Annotated in this window: 15 protein-coding genes; all 15 read right to left on the bottom strand. The window is 55.7% G+C overall.

Annotated elements, in window-relative coordinates; all coding sequences use genetic code 11:
* Positions 1-5: 5 nt before the first annotated feature.
* The 15 genes from AC54XV_RS03910 to AC54XV_RS03980 all read right to left on the bottom strand — a co-directional run bounded on the left by AC54XV_RS03910 (position 6) and on the right by AC54XV_RS03980 (position 14,032).
* Entirely contained in the window at positions 6-374 is a 369-nt protein-coding gene (locus AC54XV_RS03910) for a TIGR03745 family integrating conjugative element membrane protein (protein WP_003435724.1), read from the bottom strand.
* A 20-nt stretch (positions 375-394) separates the two neighbouring features.
* Positions 395-634 carry a TIGR03758 family integrating conjugative element protein gene (locus tag AC54XV_RS03915; RefSeq protein ID WP_005895397.1) on the bottom strand — a complete coding sequence of 80 codons (240 nt, stop codon included), beginning with the start codon at positions 632-634 and terminating at the stop codon, positions 395-397.
* Entirely contained in the window at positions 631-993 is a 363-nt protein-coding gene (locus AC54XV_RS03920) for an integrative conjugative element protein, RAQPRD family (protein WP_003435727.1), read from the bottom strand. The genes AC54XV_RS03915 and AC54XV_RS03920 overlap by 4 nt, the downstream gene beginning before the upstream one ends.
* A gap of 79 nt (positions 994-1,072) precedes the next feature.
* Positions 1,073-1,405 carry a DUF4177 domain-containing protein gene (locus tag AC54XV_RS03925; protein WP_060400885.1) on the bottom strand — a complete coding sequence of 111 codons (333 nt, stop codon included), beginning with the start codon at positions 1,403-1,405 and terminating at the stop codon, positions 1,073-1,075.
* A gap of 9 nt (positions 1,406-1,414) precedes the next feature.
* Positions 1,415-2,878 carry a UvrD-helicase domain-containing protein gene (locus AC54XV_RS03930; RefSeq protein WP_496717951.1) on the bottom strand — a complete coding sequence of 488 codons (1,464 nt, stop codon included), beginning with the start codon at positions 2,876-2,878 and terminating at the stop codon, positions 1,415-1,417.
* A 9-nt stretch (positions 2,879-2,887) separates the two neighbouring features.
* Positions 2,888-3,637 carry a TIGR03747 family integrating conjugative element membrane protein gene (locus AC54XV_RS03935; protein ID WP_496717953.1) on the bottom strand — a complete coding sequence of 250 codons (750 nt, stop codon included), beginning with the start codon at positions 3,635-3,637 and terminating at the stop codon, positions 2,888-2,890.
* A gap of 39 nt (positions 3,638-3,676) precedes the next feature.
* Positions 3,677-5,836: a type IV conjugative transfer system coupling protein TraD gene (gene traD / locus AC54XV_RS03940; protein ID WP_496717954.1), complete on the bottom strand. Its 2,160-nt coding sequence runs from the start codon at positions 5,834-5,836 to the stop codon at positions 3,677-3,679.
* Positions 5,837-5,847: 11 nt separating this feature from the next.
* Entirely contained in the window at positions 5,848-6,354 is a 507-nt protein-coding gene (locus AC54XV_RS03945; protein WP_496717956.1) for an integrating conjugative element protein, read from the bottom strand.
* A complete protein-coding gene (locus AC54XV_RS03950) occupies positions 6,351-6,908 on the bottom strand; it encodes a lysozyme family protein (RefSeq protein ID WP_016567471.1) in 558 nt (185 codons plus the stop codon). Before AC54XV_RS03950 ends, AC54XV_RS03945 begins: the two co-directional genes overlap by 4 nt.
* Positions 6,893-7,639: a TIGR03759 family integrating conjugative element protein gene (locus tag AC54XV_RS03955; RefSeq protein WP_496717958.1), complete on the bottom strand. Its 747-nt coding sequence runs from the start codon at positions 7,637-7,639 to the stop codon at positions 6,893-6,895. The genes AC54XV_RS03950 and AC54XV_RS03955 overlap by 16 nt, the downstream gene beginning before the upstream one ends.
* An 8-nt stretch (positions 7,640-7,647) precedes the next feature.
* Positions 7,648-8,358, bottom strand: a complete 711-nt coding sequence (locus tag AC54XV_RS03960) for a hypothetical protein (RefSeq protein WP_496717960.1) — start codon at positions 8,356-8,358, stop codon at positions 7,648-7,650.
* Between the two features lie 415 nt (positions 8,359-8,773).
* Positions 8,774-9,595: a hypothetical protein gene (locus tag AC54XV_RS03965; protein WP_496717962.1), complete on the bottom strand. Its 822-nt coding sequence runs from the start codon at positions 9,593-9,595 to the stop codon at positions 8,774-8,776.
* On the bottom strand, positions 9,592-10,008 hold the full coding sequence (locus AC54XV_RS03970; protein WP_496717964.1) for a hypothetical protein: 417 nt from the start codon (positions 10,006-10,008) through the stop codon (positions 9,592-9,594). The genes AC54XV_RS03965 and AC54XV_RS03970 overlap by 4 nt, the downstream gene beginning before the upstream one ends.
* A 206-nt stretch (positions 10,009-10,214) precedes the next feature.
* Entirely contained in the window at positions 10,215-12,473 is a 2,259-nt protein-coding gene (locus AC54XV_RS03975) for an SNF2-related protein (RefSeq protein WP_496717966.1), read from the bottom strand.
* Positions 12,474-12,580: 107 nt separating this feature from the next.
* Entirely contained in the window at positions 12,581-14,032 is a 1,452-nt protein-coding gene (locus AC54XV_RS03980) for a DUF6094 domain-containing protein (RefSeq protein ID WP_496717968.1), read from the bottom strand.
* Positions 14,033-14,041 lie beyond the last annotated feature (9 nt).

Consider the following 14,041-nt stretch of genomic DNA (forward strand, 5'->3'; position numbering starts at 1 on the left):
GCGACTTAAAGGATGTTGGTAGCGGTGGTGACCAGGTAGATCGTGACGCCAATCAGGCAAACACCGACGACGGCGGTACTGCCCAAGTCAGCCCATTTGGCCTTGCCCATGTGGATTTCGTGGTAGACGCCCAGCGCATGTCGCCCCACCAGAACGATGCCGAACGCGCACAAACATAGACCCAGTAGCATGAAGCCGTCGTAGGCATAGTTTTGGAAGGTCTGAAGAAAGCTGGTCCCAGTGCCGCGCGTGGGGGCTTGTGCACCCGGTAGGGCCGCAAAACTACTGCCAGGGGTAGCGGCCATCAGCAGGGCCGAAAAAGGCCGGCGTTTCAAAAAGGCACGTGCCTGAGTGAACAATGAATGCAGCGTCATCTTTATCTCCTTGGAAAAAATCAACTCAACAACATGAAGGTCATGATCATGAACAGCACTGCCCAGCGAGCTGCGGAGGCAGCAGCAACCATTCGGTCTAGGTTTTGGGTCGCCCACCCCCGATAAATGCTTAGGAAGACCCAGACACCCCATAACGTGAGGATGCCCATAGCGATCCCCGTCCACAGCGTGTTGCTGTTGGCCGGTGAAAAGCCGGCAGCGGCCTGAAATGCACTGATTTGGGTGGAGGACATCGTCATGGCGTGTGTTCACCGCTGACGTTGTAATGGCCTGATAGCTCCACGGGGTCGCGGGGCTGAGCTCGGGAGGGTGACAGGTAGTCCTGCAGGCCCTGGCGGATGCGAGCTATGTCGCTGACTAACCTGGAGTAATCCAGGTGATAGCGCTGAGCCGATTCACTTGGCAGGTCAGCGCTGCGCTGCGCAACGGCCTCTAGCGCATTGAGCTGGCGAATCATGACTTCCACATTGGCTTGCTCGGAAGCCGTACCGGCTGCTCGGGCATGCGAGGAAAGCAGCGGTGTGCATATGAGGACTGCAGACAGGCAGATCTGCATGCTTGAAAACGCTGGTTTGATCGCGGGGAGTTTGATTTTCACGTCGCGGGCCTTGGAAGCTGTAGGAATCTATGCCCACAGCATGACCATCGGCCCGGATGGAATCAGTACGAAACCCTTTTTAGGTCTGAGGGGGTTTGTCCAATGAAGTTAAAGATGCAGTGCTGCGTTTGAAGAAGAACAAAAATCCGGTGCTGATCGCGTAACCGAACGCCCAGCCCTGTGCGTTTTGGTTGCCAATTTGTTCATGGCCACGATTGATCTGCTGAACGCTCACCAGCTCCCATCCTTCTCTACCGTGGCGATTCAGTACGGCCAGCGTTTCAGGGTTGCTCAAATATCCGTGGATGTCCGGTTCGGTAGTGTCGTCCGTCGACTTGAACATCAGCACGCCGCTGGTAACGGTTTTGTAGGGGAGTGGGACGAAGGTCTGGGTGTATTCAAAAGTGGTCATGGGTCAGCCTCACGCAGTGGCCGCGATTACGGATCGGTTGTCTTTGAAGCGCTGCATGATGTCGATCACCAGCGAGTTGACAGCCAGAATCTTCATGGCTCGTGTGACAGCTACGTACAGAAGGTTCAGCTCATCGTCGCGTTTGCCGGCGTCGATGTCAGGGGAAAGCGGATCAGCAGAAAAGTCGTCATAAAGTCCAACGAAGTCCCACTCCAGACCTTTGGCTCTGTGCGCAGTGGTAAGGGTCACGGTTGCATCGAGCTCGGACGACACAGACGCAGCACGCAGTTGCTCGATTCGTTGGGGCAGATCTGCATAGTTTTCGATGATTTTGATCGACCGCAGCATCTCAGGATCCTGCGTGGCCTTCGCGATCACGACATACTGGTCGTAATCGGCATAGTCGGTCAGCAATTTGCGCTGTTGGACCTGGTCATTCATATGCCGGCTGAAATAGAACAGGTCCTCCAGATCGCGCAAGGAATAGCTGTCGATCCCTCCGATCCACTGCATGCGGTGGTTTTGGTTGACCAGGCGCAGCGCGTTCTCGATCACACCGCTCACAGTGCGGTGCAGGTAGGTGCGGTGAGGGAGATCGTCCGGTAAGGCTCGTTTCACCAACGTCGGCTGTCCCAGGCCTTGCAGGGGGATCTTTTCACCCTTGAAGGAAAGGATGACGTTGGCCACGTAGGCAACAGCCGGTCCAAATCTGAAGCTCTGGGTCAGGAAGTGTTTCTCGGCGTCCTTCATCGCCGGGCTGTTTAAAGCATCCACAGCGCCTCTGAACCGATACAGCTGCTGATGCCGATCACCTACAGTGACTTGAGTTATTGTTTGGATCTGGACCAGGTTCGCGATCACCGGGTTCACGTCCTGCCCTTCGTCTAGCAGAATCGCACCGAAACGCTGGCTCAGATCTGGCTGGCTCATCTGGTACAGCTTCAGATAGCCATCGTGCGTCATAGGGACTGAGCGATCGTTGATATCGACCATTTTCTCCCAAACGTCTCTGGTCAGGTTGAGCGCTTTATTCATGTACTGCTGCTGGACCGACGTCAGTCTGCGGTTGCTCTGGAATCGCACAAAGTGATCCTCCAGCAGCTCCAGATCCTTGCTGGCCATAAAGGAATTGAGGGTCGAAACGATGTCTTTGGCCAGCTCCCAATCCTGCGTATTGATCGTCCTCGCAATGTCGGTCAAACGCAGATTGCCAGCCTGCTTGTGTTTGTACTGGCTGCCATAAACAGCGTAGGCCAGGCCGTGAGCTGTTTTGCAGGTCACGTTGCGTGGAAAACGGTTCTTTGCCGCGATCTCAACGGCTTTGTTGTAGCAGAGGTAAAGCATTTTGACCGACGAGTTATGCGTGGCGTAACCGACGAGTGTTGTTGTCTTCCCGGTACCGGCAAACGCCTGGACCAGTAGCTTCTTCGCGAAGGAGTGAATAGCTGGCAGTTGTTCTTCTGTCCATTGCATGGAGGGCACCTAAAGGTATTTTTTGAAGCTGGACGCCGTAATGCTGACCGCCAGGCCGAGCAGTGCCGCGCATGGCAGGAGCACTAGCAAAGGGCTCACGCTGAATGGCAGAGCCAGATAAAGGCTCCAGGGGATGATCACCAGCGGAACCATCGTTGCTCGAGCTTTGTGATACAGGTAGCTGGACTCGCGGCCGGCACCGAACCGCCGCAAATCTCTGCGCACCAGCCCGTCCACAAAACCAACAAACGCCGTCATCACAAACAACGGGATTGCGAGGGTCAGGATCACCAGGCGCACGCAAAACACCAGTGTCGTGTAGAGCGCAGCAAGACCGTAATCCTGAAACTTGCTGACTCCCACACCGAGCATGTAGCGCATATCGAAACCGCGTGATCGTTGTCCTGTCGCAGCATAATCTGAGGTGTGTTGAACCCAGTCCTGAAGCCCAGTCTTCACCACCAGCCAGTCATACATGGTTTGAACCAGCCATGTCGCTGTTCGGCCAGGCTCTTGAACAACCACACTCTGCAGGAACCCCTTGGAGAGCCAGCTGAGTTCATGATCGAGCATTGCACGAGCATGCTGCCAACCGGCCTCCGGCCAGAAAAAGTACATGCAGATCCATTCGACGATAATGGCTCCCCCCAGAGAGAGGAACATTACTGCCGCGAATCGGAAGGGCAGGGTGAATAGAGATCCTATGAACGACTGTTCGTGGTCTTGTTGCTGTTTCGCGCGATCGGCAACGTCAGCCATATCAGATGCCCCCTTGCCGATCGCTCAACCCGCCGAGAGTCATGCCGCATCCTCAGGTGCAACAGCGATTTTTTTGAAGTCGTCGAGCAGATCTGCAGGCAGGGACTCGTTGAGCGTCTGATAACCAGGCGCTGTCCACCAACCCGTGTCGTCGACCTTGCCCACCTGATAGGTCTGACGCATGCTTTCCGCCAAGGCCTGCAGATCTGCCGGCATCACCTCATCAGGATCATGCCCAGGCAAAGGCATTCTGACTTTCCACAGATTGCCGCCTTCCATGAGCGCAAAGCATTGGCCCTTGGGCAGGCCGACGACATGCGCTGGCTCAATCATTGGCACGCTGACCTGTTGCACCTGGTCATGACTGGAGGACGTGAACGCGGTATTGCCCGTTGCACTGTCATTCGCCGAGCTGGCCGGAGTGGACGTGAAAACCTGAACCTTGGGCAACTGGTTTGTCAGGAGCTCGGCGGTGGACGTTTCGCGGACGCGCAGCATGAACACGTTGTTGAAGTTGCCGATCACCTGGCCGGCCTTGGCTTTGTTGCCTATCTTTGCTTCGATATCGCTCATGGTCTGGGTGTACGCAGTCACCTGCATGCCGGCACCGCCGCCCTTGTTGATCATCGGAATGAATTCCTCACCCATCAGCTCGTTGAACTCATCGGCGTGGAGGTTGATAGGCACCTTGGTGCCAGGGACGCCGCCCGGTAGTCCGTCGTCGACGCCGAACTTGTAGATATGGCCTGCGACCGAGACCAGGTCGGAGAACATCGAGTTGCCGACGGCAGCGGCGACCTCCGTGTCCGACAAAGCGTCCAGGCCGATATAGACCACGGCCTTTTTGCGGACCACCTGCATCCAGTCAAAGATCGGTCGAGGATCGTTCACGTCCTGATAGTCCGGCGAGATCAGTTCCGCCATGCGGCCTGTTGTCAGCTTCTCAAGCAGTGGCAGCAGCGAGGCGACGATCTTGTCGAAATAGGTCTTGTCGTAGCGGACCGCGCTGCGCAGTCCATCCATCACTGGATCTGCCACGCGCGTCTGAGACAGGTATTGATCGATGGCCACCACACGGAACGGCCGGCCCTTCATGTTAAACGGTACGTTTTTTTCGTTGAGCTTGCCCTCAATAGCGACGATCGCCTCCCAGGCCTTTGGATCATATTCATCAAAGTATTTAGAGGCATACTCCTGGAAGATCCCTTCGATGTTGATCACGTGCTGCTGGATCTGCAGGTAGTCAGGTCGACGGCCCAGCGCGACGAGGGCTCTTGCGATGATGTTCACGAAACGCCAGGCGAATTCACGGAATGCTGCTGAGTTACCTTCCCCGGAGAGTTGCCCAGCGATCCTGGTGGCCACCTCCGAGATCCGCCCAAAACGCCCAACGGCGTTGTAGCGTGCCGAGTGATCCGGCCAGCCCAGGTGGAACACATAAAATTCGTTCAGGCGGCCGGCGCGTTTGGCTTCGAGATACATGCGCTTGAGCAAATCTGCATCGCCCTTCGGATCAAAGACGATGACGACCTCGTGCTGGCCGTGCTTTTTCCGCCGAATGTCCTGAGTGATGAACAATTCAGCCAGGCGCGTTTTTCCGACACGGGTGGTGCCCAGAACAATCGAATGGCCTACTCGCTCACCCAAAGGGAGGGAGACGTTCTCCTCGTACGGCTCGATGCCGTGCAGCCGTGGCAAGCCACCGACGGGTGGCAGAGGTCGCACAGGATTGATGGGCACGTCCCATGATGTGGCTCTGGCCAGAAGTCGGACAGGGTATGGGGCGAACTCAGCTCTTTCCTCAAAACGACGCGCTGCGCGGAACAGTGGGGTGGCTTCAACGTAGCTGGAGTACTTCGGCAGGTAAGTGTCCATCAGCCGCTGGGTATGGCGCTGCTGCCAGCGAAAGCCAAGACCGATGAACAGACGTTGATTGCTCACCGGCACTTCTTTACTGGTCATCGTGTAATGAGGCAGTCGACGGATGTTTCGACGATAGCGCAGCACCTGCCAAGCTTGTTTCAGACGCACTAAGCCCAAAGCGAGAAAGCCCGCGGACGTCACGATGCCGAACAGCGGAGTAAGCGCAAACGCCCAGGGAGCGAACACGCACAGGAATGCACCTGCAGCGCACACGTACACGGTGTACAGCTCTACGGCGGGTCTGAGAAGTGATTCAATGGCGTAATCCTGAGCCATAACCCGACCTCCTATTGCTCGATTGCGGTTGGGGTGATCAACACCGGATAGTGATTCAGGCCGAGTCGTTGAGAAAGCTCGTCACCTGATGCGGGGGACACGAGCGCGTCGGGCAACCAACTCCTGACTACGGCAAGTCGTTGTTGTGTGGCCACGTTGACCACCAGTCCTACGGCCTGCATCTGCTTCAGCACCGCACCGCGTTCTTGTAGCCATCGGCGTGAAGTTTCGTCGTCACCGATCAGGAACAAAGGCTGCAGGCCTGGCGCGTTGATGATTCGGCCCTGAACTGTCCCCGGAGTCATTCGAGTGGTGCGTACCGGCAAGCCCTGTGCTGCTACAGGATCCAGTTGCGAGGTCAGGTCATTTGAGACAGAAGAGGACGGCTCGGGATTGAGAGATCGATAGTAAGGCAGCGCTGAGTCACCACCTTTGTCTTCAACCACGGTGAGCTCTGCAGCTTGGCAGATCATAAATGGCAGGCAGAGCGCTGCGCCGAGGATCACTGATCGGGTCATGGATTGGTCACCAGCATTTGAATGCCGGTTACCCGGCTGAGATGTTTGGCAAAGGCCTTGCGGTAATTGGCGGCTGGAGCGCCGCCGGCAGGCCGGTGATAGCGTCCGGCTACGGTGATCCAGTCACCGCCAAGCGCGCGCAGTTCGGCGAGCATCTGTGCAGCTACATCGAGGTTCTTGTAGGGATTGAGCGCGTCGCACGGATTGCTTGATTTAAATCTCTGGCCGTTCCAGCCCATGTTGACCTGACCTAATCCGACGTCGACCCGCTTGGGACCCGCCTGCGCGAGTGCGATGATAAGTGCGGTGCAGGCATCGGCACGGGTTGCAAAACGATAACTAGCGCCGGCAACGTTCAGCGTCCAAGGCCACGGGACCAGTTGGCCCCGCAGTGGCGTCCCGCTTTCCTGCAGTGCCACCGAGTAGAGCACTTCCGACGGAATGTTCGCGGCGTGGGCAGCCAACTGATAAGCCGGTGGGGGAAGTTCGGCTGCATGGCTTGTCAACGCGAAGCACAGCAGGGCAAGGCCTGCCCACGTCACTGACGCAGCCATTGCCCATTCACCTCTCGCACAACGGCCGGTAACTCGCCACCCAAGCTCAGGCCAAGCCAACGTCCACCGTCATGGTTGAGGGTGATTTGTCGGGATCTGACATTCGCAGGGTCGATCCCCGAGACAATCGCCCAGTTGCGAATTCGCTCATCGTCGTTCTGGCTACCCACCATGTAAACGTCAAAAGGCTGCTTCTGAGCTTGAAGGGCCTTAACCCGAACTGAGCACTCCGGGCAATCGTCCTTGACGAACACTGCCAATCGGCCATTGCCCTGGTTAGCAGGGCTCGCGGTCGCCCCTTGAGATGCCGAACTGGCGATGGGCATCAGATTGGGATAGAGGCGTTTAAAGGCATCGTCATATGCGCGTTGATAAGCCAATTCTTTTGCCGTGCGCTGAGCCTCGGCTTTGACCTGGAGCTCTGCATACCGCCGGCGCTCTTCATCATTGCGGGCTTCGATACCCAACGCAGTCAGCGGATCCAGCCCGGGGGAATACACACCTCGTGAACCCTGCATCAGCGTTTGATAGCGCTGCCATTCTTGAGGGCTGAGGTTCCAATCTGGTGCCAGCATCTCGTCGCTCGATTGCGATTGGCTGTCTAGCAAGGCGCTCTGCTGCTCTCTACTGGTGGACTGCGCTGAACTATTGCTGGCGGCGTTGGCCATGCCAGTTGCTGAGAGCAGGATGACTCCCGTCAGTGTGAACATTCGCAAGTTGTAAATGGACATGTGAACCTCTAAGGGCGCAGGGGCAGAATGCGGGTGGAGCCGTTGATGCTGAACAGGGCGCGCGAGTCATCCAGGCTGTTGAGCTGCCAGTTGCTCCCCGCGACCACGTCGCCCGGGCGTACCAAGTTCAATTGACTCAGTTGAGTGCTGCCAAGCGGGGCAACTGACAAGAAACGTTCGCCCCCGCGATACTCCACACCCACGACCGAAAACGGTGGAGGTGCCTCCGGTGCTTTGGTTTGTGCTGTTGTTTTGCGGGAGGGTGGTGAAGTCTTTGGCTTGGCTGCCGTGACTTGAACAGATGCTGGTTTGGCCGCACGCAGGTCTTGGAGTTTCACCTGCAGCTCCTCGATACGAGCGCCCATGACCACAACTTCTTCCATTGTGGCACCCTGCTGGGCAGCGTCCTTCGCCGCCTCCTGCACCTGCTTCAGGAGGGCTTGAACGGCATCGATGCGGTTTGACAGCGCCTGCTGGGCGGCCCTGAAATCATCGATGGTTACGGACTTCAGCTGGCTGGCGGCATCGAGCCGGTCATCCACGCCATTAATGCGTTGGGTGATGGCGTTGACGGTTTCCAGGTTTGCAGCTGACTCAAAACCTGTTTTCAGGTGGAGAATCTGCCACTGCTGGTAGACCAGCATGCCGATCAGGACGATCAAGGCAAGGATTTGCAGTACGTTGAAGCGGGAAAGAGAAGGGCGCAGTGGCAGCTTCATGGAGGACCTCACTCAAGATGTGAGGCACGTTCGCAAAAAGTGTGATCAGAAGCAGTAGGAAACCGTTTTTCGATTGTGATGGGTTTCCGAGTGAGGAAATCTCAAGGATGACCTCAGGATTTCGGGCCGATCTACGAGGCTACTCAACCGGAAGGAGGTGAGTCTTGTTGCGCGAAAGTTTGTTAGGATGATATCGTACGATACAGCGCTACGCTCCACGCCTTCCGGGCTGCTGAATCCAACACGTTGGACACCGGCCTGGTCATCGACTGATGAATGCGTTGCCAATAGCTGGGAAAGCACCAGAAACGACTTGTTTCAGAGCAGCAATCTCTTCTATTGACGGTGAGGGTGGAATAAGCGATAGGCTGCAGGAAAGGGGAATCAATTAATTGATTCCCCTTTTTTTTTGCGATCAAAAAAAGTCGTTCATGAACATGTTCAAGTGCGATGTTTTAGTGACATCACAGCTCTCATTATGGCAATTTACAAATGCCCCCTTAATCGATGGGTTCCGCCCTGATCCGCGGTTCACGTTGAAGTGCCTGCGAGGATCATCCACTTTTCTGCCAAACCTGAATCTGCCGTTGAGGTCACAAGACTTGGTGTGAGGTTCTCCTGTTTCGAAGTGTGAGTGATGCTCGGGCCCATATAAAAAATGTTTATCATCATCATCTATAAAGAAATGTGTCCTGTCCTTGTTCTTACGCCTGGGTTTCCGCCTTTTTCTGCGAATGTCTGCCAGTAGAATTTCTACCTCTGGGATGAAAGTGTCAGTGTGTGTTTCACAACGCACTTTATTGAGGAGTTGGCGCCATTCGTCTGCATCAAAGTTCATGGCCGGCAGGATAGAGACAAGGTAGTTTTCACCTCTTGCGTTGAGCTGCTTGAATGCGCTGAAATGATTGAGCAGACGAGACAGGTGATGTTTCAGAAATGGGGTAGGACTCTCGACTCGCTTGGGAATGTCCAGTCTGTAGCTGAAAAGTGCCGTTGGAGTGAAATCGATTTTTGTTGCGCAAGCCTGATCCGTCAGTACAAGCAGCGCGTCATTGCAAGCTGATTTGGCGTGGAAATAGTCTTCTAGGGTCTCCCAATGCTCAACTTTTGGAGTACCCAGTTCAAGTTTTATCGCTTGTTCACTAAGGTTGGCGGGAAGGGCGACCCCATTGCGGAGCTTTAAGAATTCCTTTCGAAGAAAGTCGTTCGTGGTTGCCAGCGCAATGAAAACGTTCATGACATGCGGTGCAATTTTGCCAGCACAGAGACTGGTATATTAAGGTTTACTAAATCCTGATCATCAAGCTTGCTGAGGATGTCGAGCAGGCGGACTGCGTGGCTGTCACCGGAGAACTTCTGCTTTTGCTTCACAGCATTCTCATCTTGCAGAAAGTCGTAAGACTCTTCGGCAGGAATAAGCCCGATCTTTGCGCGGTGCTGCGGGTGAGTTACAACTTTGAGGTTGCCTTGGTTGGCTAAAGTGCTGACAAAGGACTTCAAGGAAATGTTTCCAAGGATGGACTTATAGTCTGCTATTCCTTTCTCAGAAAGAGAGTTGGGTAGGTTGCTCAGCAGCAACGGGCTGCCGCAGGCTGCCCAAAAATCTTGCGTCGCGTTGATCAAAGCTTCTTTGAGTTGGTCTTCGTTCATCGTAGGTCCCTCCAAATGAGGGCACATATTCTCCTTGTAGGATGCTTAAGGCAAGTGGCCATTTGGCATACCCCTCTAGATAAAGATTAGGAAAAGCGTCCGTTTACATGACTAGGGCCCCATGGCTTTTGGCATTGAGGCAGCAAGTGTGTTGGTTGGAAGCACCCGCAGGGTTTTAAAAAAAGGCCACCCGAAGGTGGCCATGGTCAAGCGTTGATGAGTTGTCTGGCGAGTGCCATCTCTACGGAATCACCATCCTGATTCAGCGAATCCAGTCCGGACTCTGGAACATCCCCTGAGGTACTCTGCGATACGGCGATCTTCTTGGCCATCAGCTGCAGGCAGGTGATCTGAGAACTGCCGATGTAGCCGAAAAAGATCACCCTGACGTCCTGCTTCTGTCCGATCCTCCATGACCGCCTCGCCGCCTGTTGCACCGTGTAGACGTTGTAACCCGTCTGCATGAACGCAATGGTCGGAAAGTCGAGCAGATCCAGACCTGTTTTTACGAGCTCCGGGTTGGTGATTAGCACGTCGACACCTCGATCAACCTGGTCGAGGATCCAGTCCTCGCGCCTGGCGGTGTCCACCGATGCACGCAGCACTGCCACCTTCAGTCCCGATTGCTCGAGCACCCGCTTCATGCGGCTCGTGGTGTCTCTGGTGCCCGTGTAAACCGAGTAGGCCAGAACCTTGCGGTTCCGGGCTTTTTCAGCAAGACATAGGTCCAGAAGGGCCTGTTCCTTCGGCATGAGCTCGTCGTCATCGAAGACCGACGGCACGAAAGCCAAAGTGTCTCTGGATCGAGGATGTTTCACGACTTCAGGTCGAAAGCAGCAATCCGGCCACGCCAGTAGCACGTTCAACACAACCCCTAGAAGCGTGGTGTCTCTTCTGGCCAGCGCCTGCCGAAGCTCGACGGTCAATGTCTGGGCAAGCTTACGGTGAGCCGCCTCCTGGTCTGGAGACATCGGTACGTCAATGAACTCCTCCCGGTAACCGGGTAGTACGTTGCCGCCGATATCCTTGAGTTTCAGGAACACAGTGAAGGGTAGAACGAAGCGGTGAATGCCTTTCGGGCCGAACCCCGGAGCTTTGACCGTCCGCACTGAGAGTTTCTTGCCTTTGGCTGTCTTGTGAGAACTGCCATCACGCTCGGTGTAGATATCCTTCAGTACCCCGTGATCCCGCATAAAAGACATCGCCGCCGGCGCCATGCTTCCTCGCGCGTTGGGCTGATAGCCGTCCTCGATCATACGTCTGGTGAGGATTCTGAACAGGAGGTAGAACAGATCGTCTGCATACCCGCCCATCAGAGTGCCGGTCAGCAGCACAGTCTTTCGTGCTTTGGCTGCGAGCACGCCCATAGCCTGACCTTGTGCCGATCCACTGTTTTTATACTCGTGCCCCTCGTCCACGACCAGTAGGTCGAAGCATCCATCAGGTAGGTAGCGTTTGATGAACTCGGTGGGTTGGTAACCCCCCTCGCCGAACCCGAACTCGATGTTGGCCATCGCACGCTCCATGCGCTTGGCCTGGCGGTCGCTGAAGATGAAATTGCCTTTGGCGTCCATCAGATTGATGAACTCAGAGACATTGTCCAGAAGCATCGAGGCGAGAAAGTCTTCGCCGAAGTCAGATAAAAGCCGTTCTGCACGAACAGGTCCGATCGTAGGGATGCGACACATCGACTTAAGGATCGTGTTACGGCGGCTGCCGCCATCCAATTTGCCCGGACGCATCAGCGTCCATAAAGCGGCATCACAGTGGTCGCAGCGTCGACGTCGCTCTTCACGCTGAAATTCCTCAGCGGTGATCAGATTGCCTTCCTGGTCCTGGAGCAGACGTCCACAATCTGGACACGCTGCCAGGCTCCTTCCACCGCCGGCGCGTCGTTGCCAAAAGGCCAGACGCCAGTGGAATCCCATCCGCATCCGTACACGGCCGAGAATAAAGAACTCCTGACGTCCGTCGTAGGTATCACCCAGTTGATCCCGCAGTTTCAGCAGCTTGACCAGGGTATCCGGTCCGTTGAGCACCCAGACGCGAGCGTCAGGGATGGTTTTGAGGATCTCGCGCCGCCACTTGTAGACCAGGTGCGGAGGCGCGATGACCATCGTCCTGCGATAACCAGCTCCATGCATGACTGCAGCGAGAGCGATGGCCATCATTGTTTTGCCGGTACCCATCTCGGCATTGATGATGCCAGCCTGCTCATTCTGATCGAGCAAAAGCGCGGCAATTGCCTGGACGACTTGAGCTTGGGCAGGGAAGGGCTGTCGTTTGAGGCCCTCCAGCACCCACTGCCGAGCCAGATTGTCGATGCCGGCATAGACCGGTGGATTGGAGCGGTTGAGTGACTCCAGGAGTTCGTCACCAAACTCCTCGATAAACTCAGTGAGCCCAATGTTTAAAGTTGGCGCACTAGGGTGGTCTACTGGAGCAGCCAAAGGCAGGTCGTTCATGATGTTTTTCCACTAATAGGTTAAACAGGGCATGCACGACACCACCAAGGGTATTGTTCATACCCTGTGGTGCGGTTAGATGAATAAAAGGTCTTTATAAAGTTTTGTTAGTAGTCAGATGGCAGCATCACTGTTGTTATTGAGCGATCAGACTCGGTGATGATCCAGAGCCTGGTCTCATCCTCAGCGTCGATGTCGTACCCGGAAAACAATCGGCCATCAGCACTCAGTGCTAGCTGGTTGCTGTCCCAGTCGTCTTTCGAAATCTCGCCCCAATCGCCCGCCGCGTGGCGCCATAGGTACTGCCTCACATCGAGAGAGCTGTTTTGGAGCAGACTTTGTACGCTGTGCGTGACCATCACACGGCCCAGTTCAAATGAAGCGTCCTGACTATGTGCAGCAGTGTTTGAGGTGGTTTCGTGTGCAGCTGGTGTTGTTGCATCCGAGCTGATGGTCAGTGCGCACCCTAGATAGGGTGAGCCTGGCGTCATATCCCATGCCCGAATCCTGGGCACAAAACGGTCAGTCAAGATCCGAGTCTCAAAAACGTTGCCGTCCTCGTCCTCGGTGAATTCGGTCTTGGGAACCTTATCCTTGTAAGTGTCGCCCTTGAGCACCAGGACACGTCCGGAACGAGAGGTGACTACACCTGTTATGGCTCCGGCAGCGAGTGCCAGTGCCAAGTGCCACCGTGAAAGTGCCTTCACGGGCGCGCGCGGTTGAGCGCCAGTCTGGCCAAAGTGCAGCGTGAAATCAGGCCATAGGCCTCTCAGACGAAGAACCTCTTCACTGAATTGCTCTGGTTCAAGAGTGATTCGGTAGAAGTGTTCCAGATCATTGGCGATCGGCAGGACAGCGTATTGCTCCCATGGCCAAGTGGCCGGTAGCAGATCAGCAGCTTGCTCCCCAGATCCGATTGCTCGCAAATGCTCACGCATTGCTGCCACTTCCCGGGGCCTTGCCAAATCCTGACGGCGTACCCTGATCCCGAATATAACGACCTGTTTGAACGTCCGGTCTACCGCGGCGCAGATCCGCAGCCCGGTAAAGTGATTGGTAAGCCAGCCAGACAGCTCGTCGTCCAGCACGTAGTGAGGAACGATGAATACCATCACCCCTCCGTACTGAAGCAACGGCAGTGACCTTTGGTAAAACGCCTTCTCAAGCCTTTTGCGCCCGCTACCCTGGTACTGTGAGGCGCCAGAGTGGTCAGCGACCAGATCCCCGTAGGGAGGGTTGAGCCAGAGCAGTCCGAAGGACTGTCGAGAGATCATGGTGTCCATCAAGTCACCCTGCAGCACTCGGTCCAGCAACGTTTTCGAGTGATCAGCGCGCTCTTTGTCGTACTCAACCGCATACGCCTCGGTTCGGTCGCGCTCCAAGCGGTGTGCGACCTCAGCCAAAGCCACTCCTTCTCCCGAGCACGGATCAAGAATCCGCATCCGTCCCGAGGTCGCCGGCAACAATGCCTGCAGAGTGCGCTCCAGAGTCAGTTCGTCAGTCGGGTAATAGCCGTTGCGTGCAAAATTACGGGCAAGCCGTGAGAACATCAAAGCCATGGTTGGCTC

The organism is Pseudomonas fragariae (ex Marin et al. 2024) (assembly GCF_059621105.1).

Excerpts from the sequence above, each read along its gene's own strand:
- AC54XV_RS03975 (WP_496717966.1), bottom strand. The coding sequence starts at position 12,473 with ATGAACGACCTGCCTTTGGCTGCTCCAGTAGACCACCCTAGTGCGCCA.
- AC54XV_RS03945 (WP_496717956.1), bottom strand. The coding sequence starts at position 6,354 with ATGACCCGATCAGTGATCCTCGGCGCAGCGCTCTGCCTGCCATTTATG.
- AC54XV_RS03930 (WP_496717951.1), bottom strand. The coding sequence starts at position 2,878 with ATGCAATGGACAGAAGAACAACTGCCAGCTATTCACTCCTTCGCGAAG.
- AC54XV_RS03950 (WP_016567471.1), bottom strand. The coding sequence starts at position 6,908 with ATGGCTGCGTCAGTGACGTGGGCAGGCCTTGCCCTGCTGTGCTTCGCG.
- AC54XV_RS03960 (WP_496717960.1), bottom strand. The coding sequence starts at position 8,358 with ATGAAGCTGCCACTGCGCCCTTCTCTTTCCCGCTTCAACGTACTGCAA.
- traD (WP_496717954.1), bottom strand. The coding sequence starts at position 5,836 with ATGGCTCAGGATTACGCCATTGAATCACTTCTCAGACCCGCCGTAGAG.
- AC54XV_RS03910 (WP_003435724.1), bottom strand. The coding sequence starts at position 374 with ATGACGCTGCATTCATTGTTCACTCAGGCACGTGCCTTTTTGAAACGC.
- AC54XV_RS03935 (WP_496717953.1), bottom strand. The coding sequence starts at position 3,637 with ATGGCTGACGTTGCCGATCGCGCGAAACAGCAACAAGACCACGAACAG.
- AC54XV_RS03980 (WP_496717968.1), bottom strand. The coding sequence starts at position 14,032 with ATGGCTTTGATGTTCTCACGGCTTGCCCGTAATTTTGCACGCAACGGC.
- AC54XV_RS03965 (WP_496717962.1), bottom strand. The coding sequence starts at position 9,595 with ATGAACGTTTTCATTGCGCTGGCAACCACGAACGACTTTCTTCGAAAG.
- AC54XV_RS03925 (WP_060400885.1), bottom strand. The coding sequence starts at position 1,405 with ATGACCACTTTTGAATACACCCAGACCTTCGTCCCACTCCCCTACAAA.
- AC54XV_RS03915 (WP_005895397.1), bottom strand. The coding sequence starts at position 634 with ATGACGATGTCCTCCACCCAAATCAGTGCATTTCAGGCCGCTGCCGGC.
- AC54XV_RS03955 (WP_496717958.1), bottom strand. The coding sequence starts at position 7,639 with ATGTCCATTTACAACTTGCGAATGTTCACACTGACGGGAGTCATCCTG.
- AC54XV_RS03970 (WP_496717964.1), bottom strand. The coding sequence starts at position 10,008 with ATGAACGAAGACCAACTCAAAGAAGCTTTGATCAACGCGACGCAAGAT.